Here is a 15,244-nt window from a genome sequence, read left to right as displayed (position 1 = left end):
GCGTATCTGCGTAATCTGTGGCTATTTAATAGTTAGTTGATTCAATATTTGCCGTACAGCGGGCCGTAGTTCTGGCAGGCGCGGAAGTCGGCGCCTTCGAGATCCGTGGTGCCGTGGAGGCCCCATGCGGTCGGACGGTAGACTTCGCCGTCGGCTACGTTGTGGGCGTAGACGGGGATGCGGAGCATGGAGGCCATGGTGAGGATGTCCGCACCGATGTGGCCGTAGGTGAAGGCTCCGTGGTTGGCGCCCATGTTGGCCATGACGTTGTAGACGTCCGTGAAGGCACCCTTGCCGGTGAGGCGCGGAGCGAACCATGTGGTCGGCCAACCCGGATCGGTACGTTCGTCGAGGGTCTTGTGGACTTCGGCGGGGAGTTCGACGCTCCAGCCTTCGGCGACGATGAGGACGGGGCCGAGGCCTTTGACGATGTTGAGGCGCGTCATGGTGAGCGGAGCGCCGCCCTTGGATGCGTAGCGCAGGGAGTAGCCGCCGCCGCGGAAGTATTCGCGGTTGGCCGGGCACCATGTGGCCTGGTCGATCATTTTCTTGGCATCTTCCTTCGTGACGTCCCAGTGCTTTTTCATGACGGGCTTGCCATCCTTGTCGGTGCAGGCGAGGCAGCCGTCGAGAGCGGCCGAACCGGAGTTGATGAGGTGGATGATGCCGTCTTTGGCATGGCCTTCGAGGGTGTAGCCGGTGACGCGTTTGACGGCATCGGGGCTCCAGTAGGTGCGGACGTCGGCGAAGACGTTGGCCTGCCCGGTGAGGAGGTAGCCGAAGAGGAGGCAGGCTCCGTTGAGGGAGTCGTTTTCCGTGGCGAAGGGCATGGGTGCGCGCGGGCCGTTCCAGTCGAAGGTGGAGTTGAGGAGGGATTCCGCGATGTCGCCGTTCGGGTAGAAGTCGGTCCAGTGGCGCTGGCCCTGGAAGCCGCCTGCGATGGCCTGGTAGCCCATGGCTTCTTCGGCGCGGTCTTTGGCGACGAGTTTCGGGTTGCCCTGCATCATGTCGCGGAAGATCATGGCCATGAGGACGCTTTCTTCAAAGGTTTTGCGGCGGCCTGCTTCGTCGAGCTTGAGGTCGGCGCGGTTGCGGTCGTCGGCGAATTTGAATTCGGCGTCGGCCCATTGCATGGCGAGCTTGAATTCTTCTTCGTCGTAGATTTTCTGGTCCATGCGGCGGCGGACTTCGGTCATGTCGATGGCCTGTACGCGCATGCCGAGGTAGGTTTCCCAGAAGGATTGGTCGACGATGGAGCCGGCGATGCCCATGGAGCATCCGCCGATGGAGAGGTATCCCTTGCCGCGAAGTGTGGCGACGGCGAGGCCGGCGCGGCAGAAGCGAAGGATTTTTTCTTCGACGTCGGCGGGGATGGAGGTGTCACCCGCGTCCTGTACGTCTTTGCCGTAGATGGAGAATGCGGGGAAGCCTTTCTGGTTGAGTCCGGCGAGGGCGGCGGCGAGGTAGACGGCGCCGGGGCGTTCGGTTCCGTTGAAGCCCCAGATGGCTTTCGGCATGAAGGGGTCCATGTCGAAGGTTTCGCTGCCGTAGCACCAGCAGGGTGTGACGGAGAGGGAGACGCCTACGTTGTTGGCCTTGAATTTGTCGGCACAGGCGGCGGTTTCGGCAGGTCCGCCGATGCAGGTGTCGGCGATGATGCATTTGACGGGTTCGCCGGAAGCATGGCGGATGTTGGCTTCAATGAGCGCAGCGGCTCGTTTGGCCATGTTCATCGTTTGTTCTTCGAGCGATTCGCGGACGCCGAGGCGGCGGCCGTCGATGGTCGGACGTATGCCGATGGTGGGGAGTGTCGTTTTCATGATGATTTTTCTTCTATGATGGGAAGGTTATTGTTTGCCGCCGGAGGGAAGTTCTCCCGTGGCTTCAACGACGAAGGGGTTTTCTTCTTCGTCTTCAGGGGTGACATGGGTGTTGCGGAAGCGGATGCCATAGACCAGTACGATGACAAGGCATGCGGCGAGGATGTAGTAGGAGGAGCGGACGATGGCTTCGGCTTCCGGGAAGAGGCCCATGGTGGTCCATGAGAGGAAGTCGTGGTCGAGGTTCGCCGCAAAGATGGGGGGGACGGCAGCTCCGCCGAGGATGGACATGATGAGGCCGGCCGCTCCGAGTTTGGCATCGGGGCCGAGGCCTCGCAGGGCGATGCCGTAGATGGTCGGGAACATCAGGGAGAGGCAGGCGGAGATGGCGATGACGCAGATGAGGCCGCTCCATCCGGGCAGGTAGATGGCGCCGAGGCAGAGGAAGATGCCGATCACGGCGAGCAGGGACATCATGTTGGCCGGGTTGTATTTTTTCATCAGGGCCGTGCAGATGATGCGCATGACGATGAAGCATACCATGGCGTAGATGTAGTAGCTCATGCCGGAAGCCTGGTCGATTTGGACGGTTCTGACGGCGTAGTCGACGATGTACGCCCATGCCATGGTCTGGAGGCCTACGTAGAAGAATTGGGTGATGACGCCCCAGTAGTAGCGGGGGAGGCTCATCAGGCGTTTCAGGGTTGCCGTGAAGGATTGGCTGGGATCGTGGGCATCGCTCTTGTCTGCACCTGAGCCTTCGGGCATTTTGCGGAAGAAGATGATGAGCCACATGGCGATGGCGACGAGCGCCAGAATGACGTATGGGGTCGCCAGCCATTGCATGTTGCTGGATTGTTGTGCATCCGTCAGGGGTTGTGCCACCGTCGGTTCGATGAAGTTGGCGAAGATGATGAATTTGCCGATGACAAGGCCGATAAGGCAACCGACGGGGTTGAAGGCCTGAGCGAAGTTCAAACGGCGGACTGCCGTTTCCTGAGAGCCCATGGAGAGGACGTAGGGGTTGCAGCTCGTTTCGAGGATGGAGCATCCGCTGGCATAGATGAAGATGGATGACAGGCAGAGATCGTAGCTGTGGAAGATTGTGGACGGAATGTATCCCAGAACGCCGATGGCGAAGACGCCGAGGCCAAGCAATACGCCGGCTTTGTAGGAGTATCGTTTAACGATGATGGATGCGGGGATGGCGAGGAAGGCATAGGCGCCGTAATGCGCCGTCAGCGACATGGCCTTGCTCATGTTGGTCAACTCGGGGAAGACGCTTTGGAAGGCAGGAACGAGGGCTTCCGCCATGGCGTTGACGAGTCCCCACAGAGCAAAGCACGAAACCAGCAGGAGGAACGGAACGATGTACTGCTTCGGTACGACGGGTTCCGAATGGGGAGAGTTCTGGGATTGCATAGTTCTCATTTCTATCACAAGGCACCCCCTCCCTGTCAAGCCTAATTACGGAATATTGGAGGTGTGTTTTCGGAAGAGCGCAGGCGCAGTTCTTTTCGGCAGCGCGTTTCAGGTGTCCGGGTGTGTCTCGGAGAGGATGCCGAGTACTTCGCGGCAGATGCGCCGATGCTGTTCGGGTGTGCCTTTGTCGTCCATGTCTCCGTGGTTCATGTTTTCCAGCCGGATGAGCCCGATGCGGTGCCGGGTCAGCTCTTCTTCCGTGGGGATGACTCCGGGGTCGGCCTCGGTATTCGAGGCACGCAGGGTGTGGATGCGCGGAGCGGATGTGCGCGGGATGGGGTGGCGGAGGTGGTCGAGGGTGATGACGGTTCGTGCAAGTCCGGGGTGCGTGGCGGCGGCGAGCTGGGAGGTGTCTCCCCCGTTGGAATGCCCGATGAGGATGGTGTTGTGCCAGGGGAGGTCAGGGCGGAGCTTGCGGATGGTGCCGTGTACGTGGAGGATGTTGCCGACGCCTCGCTGCCAGTTGGGCATGCGTTCGCGGTAGAGGTCGCCGCTCATGGCAAGGAGGTCGTCTCCGGGGAGTTCGTGCTGGATGCTGAGGACGTAGTAGCCTTGTTGCGCCAGCGTGCGAGTGAGGTAGGAGTAGGCGCGGTAGGAGCCGCCTTTGTTTCGGTCGTAGCCGTGGTTGAAGATGACGATTCCGCGGATGCTGCCGGATTCGGGGCTGTAGATGGCGACGGGGATTTGCCTGCTGCGGGCGGTGTCGTAGAGGGTGAAGGCGTATTCATCGGCTGCCGGAAGCTGGCTGATGCCGATGCAGGGAGCCAGAGCGAGCCATGAGAGGGTGGTGTTCACGGTGGATGGGAGGACGCGTGCCGTCAGGCTTCCGTCCGTGCGGCGAAGAGTTTTTCCATGTATTTCGCGAGCATGTCCACTTCGATGTCGACGACGGTGCCGGGCTGAGCCTTGCAGAGGTTGGTGCGGGCGAAGGTGTGCGGGGTGATCCAGAATTCAAGGATGCTGCCTCTGATGGAGGCGATGGTGAGAGAGATTCCGTCGATGGCGATGGAGCCTTTGTCGATGCAGTAGCGGGTGTATGCTTCCGGAATGCGGACGGTGATTTTGTGGTCCTGCCCGACGGGTTCGACGGCGACTATTTCTCCGCAGGCGTCCACATGCCCCATGACGAAGTGGCCGCCGAGGCGGTCGGAGTTTTTCATGGCCCGTTCCAGATTGACGATGTTTCCTTCGTGCAGGGTGCCGAGGGAGGTGACGCGCATGGTCTGGGTGAGGAGGTCGAAAGATACCCGGTTGTTGTCGATGGCGTCCACCGTGAGGCAGCAGCCGTTGACGGCAACGGAGTCGCCGAGGGAGAGTTCGGCGGCGAAGGGTATTTCAAGCGTGTAGCGAGCGCCTTCCGCAATGGGAATCATGGAGGCGATGCGCCCTGTGCATTCTACGAGTCCGGTAAACATGAGAGGTCAATGGCCGAAGGCCGTGAAGAAGATGTAGACGATGGCAGTCGGGAAGAGGGCCCAGAGGAAGAGCCAGACGGGGTTGATGCCTTTGAAGAATTTGCCGAGGATGGCCTGGCCCGCCGGGTTGGGCGCGTTGGCGATGACGGTGAGGCCGCCCCCGGTGACTGCGCCTGCGACGACAGAGTATTTGATGTTGTCCGTCAGATCGGGTACGGTAGAGGCGAGGTAGGTGACGGCTGCGTTGTCGTTGAATGCCGTGAGGATGGTTGCTCCGGCCATGGTGGCGCTGTCGCCGAGGCTTTGCAGGAGGGGTTCGAGCCACCAGCCCTGCGTGCCGCCGAGGATGACGAGGCCTGCCAGGAAGAAGGCGACGAGCATGGGTACCTTGATGGAGAATTCGTTCTGGTACTGAGGGGTGGCGATGGTGAAGCCGATGAAGAACATGAAGCCTCCGATGAAGATGGCCGGGCTATGGGCGAAGTAGACGGTCCATGCGAGGAAGAAGAGGCTGATGATGTAGACCCAGATGGGGATGACGTCCTGACGGTCTTCCCATGAGGTGGGGGTGGCATCGTCGAAGGCGCTGTTTTCACGCTGGACCTGGTGCAGCCGTTTGAATTCCTTGCGGAAGATGAAGAAGTAAACGATGTTGGAGATGAGGATGGCGCAGAGGGATTTCCAGCCGAAGTGCTGGATCATGTGGGCCATGCCCCAACCCCATTTTTCGGCGACCATGACGATGGGCGGTGCGGCAAAGCTGGAGAGGGTGCCGCCGATGGAGATGTTGACGAAGAGAAGGGCCAGCGTGGCGTACATGAGGGGCTTGCTGGGCTTGAGCTGGTAGAATTTCTTCGCCAGCAGGATGGCGGCGAGGGTCATGGCTGCGGGTTCCGTGATGAAGGAGCCGAGGAGCGGAGCCAGGCAGATGACGGAGAGCCACCATGCAGCCGGGGAGCCTTTGCCGAGGCTGGCTCCGAGTTTCAGGGTGTTTTCCGCAAGGCGGTAGATCGGGCGCGAGGAGGCGATGATCATGATGACGGCCACGAAGAGGGGTTCCGTGAAGGAGCAGTCGTGGTCGATGTAGAGTTTGAGGTCCTGAAAGCTGTAGAATTCGTGGCAGACGAAGGCGAAGGGGATGATCCAGATGCCGAAGACGACTTCGATTTCCCCGAGGAAGTGGAAGATGGAGGATTTGAAGGAGACGGGGATGCGCTGTTCGGGGTGTTCGAGCCGGAAACCGGAGGCGGCGAGTTTGGCTTTGTGCCGCCGGGCCAGTTCGTGGGAATAGCGCTGGAATTTGCCGGCAAGGAAGGTATGCAGGACGGCTCCGAAGAAGATGAGGGTGACGGCCAGGTTGAACGGCTCCATGCGTACGCGGTTGACCAGTTTTTCGATCAGCGGCAGGTTGGAGTCGTGGTACTGGTTCAGTGGCCTGGGAAAGGCACTGTACTGGTCGCCTGTGCCCGTTTGTTCATGGGTGTATTTGGGCTTGGCGTGGTGAATGTGGATGTTGGCCGTTTTGGTGTCTTCTGCGGAGGCTTGTCCGGCGGCATCGGACGAGAGTGTTGTCGGTGTTGCGACCGGTTGTTCACGGTTTTCTGCGGGAGCGGCAGCCGACTGGGGAGCGGCGGGCGCTGGTGTGGCGGCGGGTTCCTGTGCCGGCAGGTGGCCCAGCATGAGGAACAGAGCTGCGCAGAAGATGAAACGGCGCGATTGGATGAAATCGCGGATGATGGTCTGCATGCGTATCACAGCAGGAACTTTATTAAAAAAAGGACGCCATGGCGAGCTTTTTTTAATAATCGGCTTTTTCTGAATATCTTATGAAATTTATTCTATTGGGCCGATTCCAATGCGCCGAGGTATTGGACAAAGATGAGGCTGATTTTCAACGCCAGAGCCATGCTCATGCCCCAGACGATGGCAATGGTGAGGCGCCTTTTGGGCGAGAGCTTTTTGGCGCGTGCCAGCATGAAGAAGAGGATGGCCTGAACCAGAGAGGAGATGATGATGCCCATGGTGTTGGAGAGGCCGCACAGGGAGATCAGGAATGCGAGAGGCTGGATGAAGGCGGTCAGCAGGAGCATGAGGTCGGTGCCGCCCATCAGGCCGAGGACGACTGCACTCGGCGCGATGACGCAAAGAAGAAGCGTCGCCGTCGACTTTTTGGAGTATCTTTCTTCCTGCGTAGGGATGTACATGGCGATTAGGGTGCCTTGTTCCCTGCGTTTTGTCAATCACGTTATGATCTTCCGCCTCGAATCTCCCTTTGCTCCTTCCGGCGACCAGGGGCAGGCCATTGCCAAGCTTCTGAAGTCTCTGGACAGGGGCAACAAGCATCAGTGCCTGCTGGGCGTGACGGGGAGCGGCAAGACTTTTACGCTGGCGAATATCATCGCAAGGCAGGATCGGCCCGTGCTGCTTCTTTCCCACAATAAGACTCTGGCAGCACAGCTGTATTCCGAGTTGAAGGCGTTTTTTCCGCATAATGCAGTGGAGTATTTCGTTTCGTATTTCGATTATTATCAGCCGGAGGCCTATATCGCCAGTACGGATACCTATATTGAGAAGGATTCCGCCATCAATGACGAGATCGACCGCCTGTGCCTGAATGCGATGCGCTCGCTGTTGCTTCGCCGGGATGTGATTGTGGTGGCTTCCGTATCCTGCATTTACGGCCTCGGCGCGCCGGAGGATTACAAGGAGTTGTGCCTGACGGTGAAGCAGGGCGATCTGATGGATCGCGATTCGCTGTTGCGGCATCTGGTGGAGCTGTTGTTCGAGCGCAATGATTTCGAGTTTCAGCGCGGGAGGTTTCGCGTACGCGGCGATGTGGTGGAGGTGTATCCGGCGCAGAGCGACGGCGAGGCGATCCGCATTGAGTTTTTCGGCGATGAGGTTGATCGCATTTCCCTGACAGACGCGCAGACGGGGAAGGTGCGCGAGCGGCTGGATTCCTATTTGTTTTTCCCGGTGAAGCAGTATGTTTCTCCGGTCGAGAAGCGTTTGCCCGCGATGGATGCGATCCGGCAGGAGCTGAAGGAGCGCGTGGCTTGGCTGGAATCGCACAATAAGCTGATCGAGGCGCAACGGTTGAAGATGCGGACGGATTACGATTTGGAGCTGATTCACGAGCTGGGGTTCTGTAAGGGGATCGAGAATTATTCCCGCCATTTGTCCGGCAGGGCGGTGGGAAGTGCGCCTTCGACGCTGATGGATTATTTTCCGAAGGATCATTTGACGATTATCGACGAGAGCCATGCGACTGTGCCGCAGATCGGCGGGATGTACGAAGGAGATCGCAGTCGCAAGCAGAATCTGGTCGATCACGGGTTCCGTCTGCCGAGCGCGCTGGACAACCGTCCGCTGAAGTTCGACGAGTTCATGGAGCGGCAGAGCCAGATTATTTATGCATCGGCGACTCCCGGCGCCTTTGAGCTGGTGAATTGCCGCGGAGATAATAAGGGAGGCTATATTCCCATCCGCAAGGCGAAGCGCAAAGGCGAGGCTCCTCCCGAGGATTTCCGAGGGGTGTTTTACCAGTCGTTGCGCGATATTCGCGTGGAACCGAACCCGTCAACGGCTCCGGTGGAGGATTTTCATCCCGAACGGCTCGGTTCACCGCTGATCGTGGAGCAGATCATTCGTCCGACGGGGCTGCTGGAGCCGAAGATTACGCTGAAGCCGCTCGAAGGGCAGATCGACGCGACGATCGAGCTTTGCCACGACCGCGTGGCGAAGGGTGAGCGCGTGCTGGTGACGACGCTGACGAAGAAGACGGCGGAGGATTTGTCCGATTATCTCCGCAACGTCGGGCTGAAGGTGGAATATATCCATGCGGATGTGGATGCGATCGAGCGTGTGGAGATATTGCGCTCCCTGCGCAGCGGCAAGGTGGATATTCTCGTCGGCATCAATCTGCTGCGCGAGGGGCTCGACCTGCCGGAAGTGTCCCTGGTGTGCATTCTGGATGCGGACAAGGAAGGGTTTTTGCGTAATGAAACATCGCTTGTGCAGACGGCCGGCCGTGCGGCACGCCATGAGCACGGAGAATGCGTGCTGTTTTGCGATGTGGTGACGGAATCCATCCGCCGACTGCTGGAATTGTCGGATTACCGGCGCAGCATTCAACAAGCCTACAATGAGGCGCACGGTATTGTGCCTCATACCGTGAATCGCCCCGTGCAGGAGCCTCTGAGGCTTTACACGCCCGATGATGAGGACGAGTATGGGGATTTGATGGCCGGCGAATCCGGAGAAGATGTGGAAGGGGCCGTGCGCAAGCTGGAGAAGGAGATGAAGGAGGCATCGTCCCGGCTTGATTTCGAGTTGGCCGCCGTTCTCCGCGACAAGATTCGGGAATTGCGAGGGGAGAGCTGATTGCCATGCAGAAAAAAGGCTTCTCAGCTGTCTTGCCAAGAAGCCTGAAAGGAAGAAATGCCGTTTTTCTATTTCTTCGCGGGCTGGATACGGCGTGCATCGGCGCGGAGCTTGTCGGCCTTGCGGTCGTCTTCCCGTACGCCTGCACCTTCATCGTAAAGTTCGGCCAGCAGGATCATCGCGGCGGCATCTCCGGCATCAGCCAGTTTCTGCAAGCCTTCGGCGGCCTGGGCGAACAGCTTTTCAGCCTGGGCTTCGTCTTCCTTCAATCCGCCGTCACCTTCGTCGAGGAGGACGGCATGGACGTACATGGCTACGGGTTCTCCTTTGGCGGATTCGGCCACGATGGTTTCCACGTCTTCCCATGCCTTCCCGGCGCACTGGTAGCCGCCGGACGGGTTCTTGCGGACATGGTCTTCCGGATCGGCCATGGCGGGCAGGGCCATGGCTGCGGCCAGAATGAGCGGTATCAGTTTCTTGTTCATAGGAGACCATCCTAGCTGGCCGGAGCTGTGATGTCAATGTGATTCATAAACAGTTATACGGACAGGGAACGCACGATTTTTTGCATGGCTGCCAGCGCTCCCGGCGAGCCGTGGGACGCATCGGTCAGGAAGGGCAGGGGGCGGTTGTGCGCGTAACGATGTCCGTCTGAAGCGATGGCGGAAGAGTCGAATGTGAGGTTCATATCCGCATCGCCGCAATGCCCCCATCGGCCGCCGATGCGGGGAATGGTGTCGATCGGCGTGAATGGGCCTGTCAGGTGGCAGTTGATCCAGTGCCTGATGCCGCCTGCGCGGTGGGAGGGCTGGCGTCGGCTGACCGCATCGAGCGTGAGCAGAAGAACGTTGTCGCGCCGGAACGGGAGCTGGCGGAGGATGTGCATGGCCGCCGAGGCTCCGTAGCTGTGCCCGCAGAGGAGCAGCGCGGCATCGGGGTGGCTTTCGGAACAGGCGGAAAGATCATGCAGAATGCGCGAGCATCCGTCGTGCAGCATGCCGAGGCTCCCGCCGTCCCAATGGTAATAGGCCCGCCATTCGGTCTCCGGATTCTCCGGAAAGGAAACGCGCTGCATGGTTTTGAAAAAAGCTCCAGTCAGCCAGTCTCCGAAGCCTCCGATGAAGACGGTGATGCACGATGGGACAGCCTTGCCGGACGAAGGGGAGGGCAGCGGTTCCTGAGTATAGATCAGCGGCATGGAGGCAGTATTCCACGGAAACGGAATTCGTGCAAGCGTGGAGCGGTAAACATGACGAATTTTATAAATTGCTTAAATATAGAATGTTGGGTGATTTGTTCATGAGAAAGTGAGAAATTTTGATGAAAAAGACGACTTTATCATTGACGCCGGAGGTAAAAGTATGTACATTAGCCGCCGCTTACGTCCAAGTGCGGACGATTAATCGAAGTGATGCTTCTGTAGCTCAGGGGTAGAGCGCATCCTTGGTAAGGATGAGGTCGCGGGTTCAATTCCCGCCAGAAGCTCCATGCTTCACGAAAGATTAAGCAGCCCAACCCAATCAAGAATATGGCCAAAGAGCAATTCCAGCGCAATAAGACCCACGTGAACGTGGGTACGATCGGTCACGTTGACCACGGCAAAACTTCTCTTACAGCTGCAATCACTTCCGTGCTTGCGAAGAAAGGTTACGCCGAGCAGAAGAAGTATGACGAAATCGACGGTGCTCCCGAAGAACGCGAGCGCGGTATTACCATTTCCACCGCCCACGTCGAATACGAAACCGACAATCGTCACTATGCACACGTCGACTGCCCCGGTCACGCCGACTATGTGAAGAATATGATCACGGGTGCTGCCCAGATGGACGGCGCTATTCTCGTTGTTTCCGCTGCTGACGGCCCCATGCCGCAGACCCGCGAACACATCCTTCTTGCTCGTCAGGTGGGTGTTCCCTACATCGTTGTGTTCATGAACAAGATGGACCTTGCTGACCCCGAACTTGCCGAGCTCGTGGAAATGGAAATTCGCGAACTTCTTTCCTCCTACGACTTCCCGGGCGACGACATTCCGATCGTCAAGGGTTCCGCTGTCAAGGCTCTTGAAGGCGACGCCGATGCCGAACAGGCTATCCTCGACCTCATGGACGCCGTTGACGCATACATCCCTGCTCCTGAACGTCCGATCGATCAGCCCTTCCTTCTCCCGGTTGAAGACGTGTTCTCGATCTCCGGCCGTGGCACCGTTGCTACCGGTCGTATCGAACGCGGTATCGTCAAGAAGATGGAAGAAGTCGAAATCGTCGGTATCCGTCCGACCGCCAAAACTTCCGTTACGGACATCGAAATGTTCCGCAAGCTCCTCGATCAAGGCCAGGCCGGTGACAATGTCGGTCTCCTCCTTCGCGGTATCAAGAAGGAAGAAGTCGAACGCGGTCAGGTGATCGTGAAGCCGGGTTCCGTGAAGCCGCACACCAAGTTCACTGCTGAAGTGTACGTTCTTTCCAAGGAAGAAGGCGGCCGCCACACCCCGTTCTTCAACAACTATCGCCCGCAGTTCTACTTCCGCACGACGGACGTGACTGGCTGCGTGACGCTCCCCGAAGGCACCGAAATGGTGATGCCGGGCGACAATGTGACGGTGACTGTTGAGCTCATCACCCCGATTGCTATGGAAAAGACCATGAAGTTCGCTATCCGCGAAGGTGGTCGTACCGTTGGCGCCGGTCGCGTGAGCGAAATCCTCGCCTAATCTTTAAACACGGGTTGCAAGCAATTGCGCCCTTGGTCATAGGGGGGTGCCTGCCATCAAGGCAGGTATCCCCTGAAGATCAAAACAAGACAGAGAAGTATCTAGGGTAGTAGTTCAATTGGTAGAGCAGCGGTCTCCAAAACCGCAAGTTGTGGGTTCGAGCCCCTCCTACCCTGCCAGTCTTCTCTTTTTTCAATCTCCTCCTTCAGTACGATAGCATGTTCCGCAGAATTTCCCAGTATATCACCGAGATCAAGAGTGAATTGAAGAAGTGCTCATGGCCGTGGGAAAGCGATCCCAAAGTGCGCGGCTTCCGCAAATATCGTGAACTGTCGGGCTCCACTATCGTCGTTTTGATTGCGATGGTGCTTCTGGGGGCGTACGTCTCCCTTTTCGATCTCATTCTTGCCGCTATTGTCAATGGGACGATTACCGGCCTGAGCTAAACTTTTCCGATTGACCTCCATGTCCCGCATTTCCGATCGCCAAACCCGCACCTCCGTCAATCACACCGTTCCGGCTCCTCAGGAGCAGTGGTACGCTCTTCATGTGCTTTCAGGCAAGGAGCGTCGCGTCGTTGAAAACATCGCACGCCTCGTCAAGGAACAGGAACTGAGTTCCCTTATTTTCCAAACCCTCGTGCCGACCGAAAAGGTCGAGGATGTCCGTAACGGCAAGAAGTACGTTGTGGAACGCAAACTTTTCCCGGGCTATGTTTACATCAACATGGCTCTCCGCAATGAAGACGGTTCCCTGAACAATGACGCCTGGTACAAGATTCTCGCAGTCGACGGTGTCATCAGCTTCGCCAGCGGACGCCGCGAACCCCATCCGATGCGTGCCAGCCAGGTGGCCGATCTTCTCGCCCAGGTGGAAGCCTGCAAAGATATCGCCCGTCCGAAGGTCAGCTTCGAAGTGGGTGATTTCGTCAAGGTGCTCGACGGTGCTTTCCAGGGCCAGAACGGCAAGATCGAAGAAGTCGATGCCGACCACGGCAAGGTACGTGTGGGCGTTGAAATCTTCGGACGCACGACGCCCGTGGATCTGGACTACTCGCAGGTGGCTCTGCTGACGCCCGATGAACTCGAAGACCTCGAGCGGGCTCGGAACGCCAACTAATTTCCTTTTTCGCACTCCGGTTCGGCGTGCGAAAATCGTCTCCCTTCCCAGCTAAAATAATAATACCATGGCAAAAGAAGTAACAAAAATCATCAAACTGCAAATCGCTGCAGGCGCCGCCAATCCGTCGCCGCCCGTCGGTCCTGCCCTTGGTCAGGCCGGTGTGAACATTATGGCGTTCTGTAAGGAGTTCAACGCCGCCACGCAGAAGCAGGCCGGCGACGTCCTTCCCGTCGTGATCACCGTCTACAAGGACAAGTCCTTCTCGTTCATCACCAAGCAGCCCCCGGGCGCCAACCTTCTCAAGAAGGCTGCCGGCATTGCTTCCGGCTCCGGTGAACCGAACAAGAAGAAGGTCGCTACCCTTTCCAAGGCCAAGCTTATGGAAGTGGTTGCCGCCAAGATGCCCGACCTCAACACGAAGGATCCGGAACGCGCCGCCCGCATTCTTGCAGGCCAGGCCCGCCAGATGGGTATCGAAGTAGAAGGCTACTAAAGAAACTCTCGCAGGAGGGAATCATCAATCAACCCCGAACGAACTGCAAATATCATATGTCCAAAAAACGCAGCAAGCGCTATCAAGAAGCAGCCAAGCTTGTTACCCCCGGTAAGAGCTATGGCCTCACTGAAGCTGTGGAAACCATGAAGAGTTTCCCGGCTCCCAAGTTCGACCCCACGGTCACACTGTCCTTCCACCTGACGGTGGATCCCCGCAAGTCCGACCAGATGGTTCGCGGCAGCGTCGCTCTTCCTCACGGTACGGGTAAGAACGTCCGCGTCGTCGTTTTCGCCCAGGGCGAAGCGGCCGCCGCAGCTCTCGAAGCCGGTGCCGACGAAGTAGGTTTCGAAGACCTGATCAAGAAGGTACAGGGCGGTTATGTCGATTTCGACTCCGCTATTGCAACTCCTGACGCCATGGCAGAAGTTCGCAAGCTCGCCCGTATCCTCGGTCCGCGCGGCCTCATGCCGAACCCGAAGACGGGTACGGTGACGGAAGATCCTGCCAAGGCCGTGAAGGAAGTCAAGGCCGGTCGTGTCGACTTCAAGGTTGACAAGAGCGCCAATGTCTCCGCCGCTATCGGTAAGCTCTCCTTCTCGGACGAGCAGATTGTGGAAAATGCCCGCGCTTTGATCGACTCCGTCGTGAAAGCACGTCCGGCAGCCGCCAAGGGCGCCTATATCGAAGCCGCCACCATCGCCTGCGCCATGTGCCCCGGCCTTAGCGTCAGCCAGGCGGAAATCGCCAAGCTCTAAACTCAAGCACAGAATACACGAAAATGAATCCTGACAAGCGTATCATTATCGACGGTTTGTTCGAACGCGTGAACAATTCTCCGTTCCTGATCGTCATCGACTACACGGGCATTACTGTTCCTGAGTTTACTGGCATGCGTGCTTCCTTGTCCGACTGTGGCGCTTCCTGCCATGTCGCCAAGAACAACTTCATGCGTACGGCTCTGTCCGAAGCCGGTCTTCCGGACATCGGCGAACACCTCAACGGCCAGACGGCCTTCATCACGGGCAACAGCGATGTGTGCGCCGCCGCCAAGGTGGTCAATACCTTCGCCAAGGCTTCGAAGAAGGCTGCCTACAAGGTTGCTATTCTGGACGGTGCTGTTCTCAGCGCTTCCGAAATCCAGGCGATCGGCGATCTTCCTCCCCGCGAAGCACTTCTTGCGAAGTTGCTTGGTACGATCAACGCAGCCGGTTCCGCACTGGCACGTGTCATCCAGGCATACGTCGACAAGCAGGGCGAAGCTCCTGCAGAATCTGCAGAATAAACAATTTGAACAGAAGGCGGCGGCCTGATTCCCATCTGTCCGCCGCCCGATATCAAACGGTCCTCTGTCGGGCCTCCGGCCGGAGAACTGAAATGTTCGGGATGCCCCCGAACGCGACAAGAACCTAAACATACAATACTAAAATGGCTGATATTAATCAACTCGTAGAAGAACTGGGCAAGCTTACGATCCTCGAAGCTGCTGATCTCGTAAAGCGTCTCGAAGAAGCCTGGGGCGTTTCCGCCGCTGCTCCCGTAGCCGCTGCTGGCGCTGCCGCTCCCGCGGAAGCCGCTGAAGAAAAGACCGAATTCGACGTCGTCATCGCTGACGCCGGTTCCAACAAGATCGCCGTGATTAAGGCGGTGCGCGAAGTGAAGGCCGGTCTCGGTCTCGCTGACGCCAAGAAGCTTGTTGAATCCGCTCCCGCCGCCGTGCTGGAAGGCGTTTCCAAGGACGATGCCGCTGCTGCCAAGGCCAAGCTTGAAGAAGCCGGCGCCAAGGTGGAAGTCAAGTAAGTCGCTTGCTTTTCCCGGT

Annotated in this window: 16 protein-coding genes and 2 tRNA genes; 10 read left to right on the top strand and 8 right to left on the bottom strand. The window is 58.2% G+C overall.

Annotation, left to right across the window (positions count from 1 at the left end; genetic code table 11):
• Window positions 1-41: 41 nt before the first annotated feature.
• From AC781_RS08180 to AC781_RS08155, 6 genes are all read right to left on the bottom strand, one after another.
• Entirely contained in the window at window positions 42-1,820 is a 1,779-nt protein-coding gene (locus tag AC781_RS08180; protein ID WP_067776364.1) for an L-fucose isomerase, read from the bottom strand.
• 27 nt (window positions 1,821-1,847) lie between these two features.
• The gene (gene fucP, locus AC781_RS08175) at window positions 1,848-3,242 is read right to left on the bottom strand and encodes an L-fucose:H+ symporter permease (RefSeq protein WP_067776361.1); all 1,395 of its coding nucleotides are present in this window, start codon (window positions 3,240-3,242) and stop codon (window positions 1,848-1,850) included.
• 108 nt (window positions 3,243-3,350) lie between these two features.
• A complete protein-coding gene (locus AC781_RS08170; RefSeq protein WP_197677910.1) occupies window positions 3,351-4,097 on the bottom strand; it encodes a serine aminopeptidase domain-containing protein in 747 nt (248 codons plus the stop codon).
• 23 nt (window positions 4,098-4,120) lie between these two features.
• Window positions 4,121-4,717: a riboflavin synthase gene (locus tag AC781_RS08165; RefSeq protein ID WP_067776359.1), complete on the bottom strand. Its 597-nt coding sequence runs from the start codon at window positions 4,715-4,717 to the stop codon at window positions 4,121-4,123.
• 6 nt (window positions 4,718-4,723) lie between these two features.
• Entirely contained in the window at window positions 4,724-6,463 is a 1,740-nt protein-coding gene (locus AC781_RS08160) for a putative Na+/H+ antiporter (RefSeq protein ID WP_067776357.1), read from the bottom strand.
• 92 nt (window positions 6,464-6,555) lie between these two features.
• A complete protein-coding gene (locus AC781_RS08155; protein WP_067776352.1) occupies window positions 6,556-6,921 on the bottom strand; it encodes a hypothetical protein in 366 nt (121 codons plus the stop codon).
• A 43-nt stretch (window positions 6,922-6,964) separates the two neighbouring features.
• Here AC781_RS08155 and AC781_RS08150 point away from each other — a divergent pair, with 43 nt between their 5' ends.
• On the top strand, window positions 6,965-9,100 hold the full coding sequence (locus tag AC781_RS08150) for an excinuclease ABC subunit UvrB (protein ID WP_067776349.1): 2,136 nt from the start codon (window positions 6,965-6,967) through the stop codon (window positions 9,098-9,100).
• Between the two features lie 68 nt (window positions 9,101-9,168).
• Here AC781_RS08150 and AC781_RS08145 read toward each other — a convergent pair whose 3' ends face one another.
• On the bottom strand, window positions 9,169-9,585 hold the full coding sequence (locus tag AC781_RS08145; protein ID WP_067776347.1) for an SEL1-like repeat protein: 417 nt from the start codon (window positions 9,583-9,585) through the stop codon (window positions 9,169-9,171).
• Window positions 9,586-9,638: 53 nt separating this feature from the next.
• Window positions 9,639-10,298, bottom strand: a complete 660-nt coding sequence (locus AC781_RS08140) for an alpha/beta hydrolase family protein (RefSeq protein WP_067776344.1) — start codon at window positions 10,296-10,298, stop codon at window positions 9,639-9,641.
• 215 nt (window positions 10,299-10,513) lie between these two features.
• Between AC781_RS08140 and AC781_RS08135 the strand changes: the two genes are divergently transcribed.
• The 9 genes from AC781_RS08135 (at window position 10,514) to rplL (ending at window position 15,225) form a co-directional block, all read left to right on the top strand.
• Window positions 10,514-10,588 (top strand) — tRNA-Thr (locus AC781_RS08135).
• A gap of 40 nt (window positions 10,589-10,628) precedes the next feature.
• Complete coding sequence (tuf, locus tag AC781_RS08130) at window positions 10,629-11,810, top strand: elongation factor Tu (RefSeq protein ID WP_067776340.1); 1,182 nt, start codon at window positions 10,629-10,631, stop codon at window positions 11,808-11,810.
• A 103-nt stretch (window positions 11,811-11,913) separates the two neighbouring features.
• Window positions 11,914-11,989: transfer RNA gene (locus tag AC781_RS08125), tRNA-Trp, on the top strand.
• 39 nt (window positions 11,990-12,028) lie between these two features.
• Complete coding sequence (locus AC781_RS08120; RefSeq protein WP_067776338.1) at window positions 12,029-12,256, top strand: preprotein translocase subunit SecE; 228 nt, start codon at window positions 12,029-12,031, stop codon at window positions 12,254-12,256.
• Window positions 12,257-12,275: 19 nt separating this feature from the next.
• Window positions 12,276-12,929, top strand: coding sequence for a transcription termination/antitermination protein NusG (nusG, locus tag AC781_RS08115; protein ID WP_067776335.1), 654 nt, complete (start codon window positions 12,276-12,278; stop codon window positions 12,927-12,929).
• A 67-nt stretch (window positions 12,930-12,996) separates the two neighbouring features.
• Complete coding sequence (gene rplK, locus AC781_RS08110; RefSeq protein ID WP_067776329.1) at window positions 12,997-13,425, top strand: 50S ribosomal protein L11; 429 nt, start codon at window positions 12,997-12,999, stop codon at window positions 13,423-13,425.
• Between the two features lie 56 nt (window positions 13,426-13,481).
• Window positions 13,482-14,183 (top strand): 50S ribosomal protein L1, encoded by a 702-nt coding sequence (gene rplA / locus AC781_RS08105; protein ID WP_067776324.1) that lies wholly within the window; start codon window positions 13,482-13,484, stop codon window positions 14,181-14,183.
• 23 nt (window positions 14,184-14,206) lie between these two features.
• Window positions 14,207-14,710 carry a 50S ribosomal protein L10 gene (gene rplJ / locus AC781_RS08100; protein WP_067776320.1) on the top strand — a complete coding sequence of 168 codons (504 nt, stop codon included), beginning with the start codon at window positions 14,207-14,209 and terminating at the stop codon, window positions 14,708-14,710.
• 143 nt (window positions 14,711-14,853) lie between these two features.
• Window positions 14,854-15,225, top strand: a complete 372-nt coding sequence (gene rplL / locus AC781_RS08095; protein ID WP_067776315.1) for a 50S ribosomal protein L7/L12 — start codon at window positions 14,854-14,856, stop codon at window positions 15,223-15,225.
• The last annotated feature ends 19 nt before the right edge of the window (window positions 15,226-15,244 follow it).

The sequence above is a fragment of the Neoakkermansia glycaniphila genome, assembly GCF_001683795.1.
Taxonomy (GTDB): Bacteria; Verrucomicrobiota; Verrucomicrobiia; order Verrucomicrobiales; family Akkermansiaceae; genus Akkermansia; species Akkermansia glycaniphila.
This window is presented reverse-complemented; position numbering and strand designations above follow the sequence as displayed.

Bases quoted from the DNA above. Each gene is read 5' to 3' on its own strand.
- tuf (WP_067776340.1), top strand. From the start codon at position 10,629: ATGGCCAAAGAGCAATTCCAGCGCAATAAGACCCACGTGAACGTGGGT.
- AC781_RS08160 (WP_067776357.1), bottom strand. From the start codon at position 6,463: ATGCAGACCATCATCCGCGATTTCATCCAATCGCGCCGTTTCATCTTC.
- AC781_RS08145 (WP_067776347.1), bottom strand. From the start codon at position 9,585: ATGAACAAGAAACTGATACCGCTCATTCTGGCCGCAGCCATGGCCCTG.
- AC781_RS08165 (WP_067776359.1), bottom strand. From the start codon at position 4,717: ATGTTTACCGGACTCGTAGAATGCACAGGGCGCATCGCCTCCATGATT.
- rplA (WP_067776324.1), top strand. From the start codon at position 13,482: ATGTCCAAAAAACGCAGCAAGCGCTATCAAGAAGCAGCCAAGCTTGTT.
- AC781_RS08140 (WP_067776344.1), bottom strand. From the start codon at position 10,298: ATGCCGCTGATCTATACTCAGGAACCGCTGCCCTCCCCTTCGTCCGGC.
- AC781_RS08155 (WP_067776352.1), bottom strand. From the start codon at position 6,921: ATGTACATCCCTACGCAGGAAGAAAGATACTCCAAAAAGTCGACGGCG.
- nusG (WP_067776335.1), top strand. From the start codon at position 12,276: ATGTCCCGCATTTCCGATCGCCAAACCCGCACCTCCGTCAATCACACC.
- rplK (WP_067776329.1), top strand. From the start codon at position 12,997: ATGGCAAAAGAAGTAACAAAAATCATCAAACTGCAAATCGCTGCAGGC.
- AC781_RS08180 (WP_067776364.1), bottom strand. From the start codon at position 1,820: ATGAAAACGACACTCCCCACCATCGGCATACGTCCGACCATCGACGGC.
- AC781_RS08120 (WP_067776338.1), top strand. From the start codon at position 12,029: ATGTTCCGCAGAATTTCCCAGTATATCACCGAGATCAAGAGTGAATTG.
- rplL (WP_067776315.1), top strand. From the start codon at position 14,854: ATGGCTGATATTAATCAACTCGTAGAAGAACTGGGCAAGCTTACGATC.
- fucP (WP_067776361.1), bottom strand. From the start codon at position 3,242: ATGCAATCCCAGAACTCTCCCCATTCGGAACCCGTCGTACCGAAGCAG.
- rplJ (WP_067776320.1), top strand. From the start codon at position 14,207: ATGAATCCTGACAAGCGTATCATTATCGACGGTTTGTTCGAACGCGTG.
- AC781_RS08150 (WP_067776349.1), top strand. From the start codon at position 6,965: ATGATCTTCCGCCTCGAATCTCCCTTTGCTCCTTCCGGCGACCAGGGG.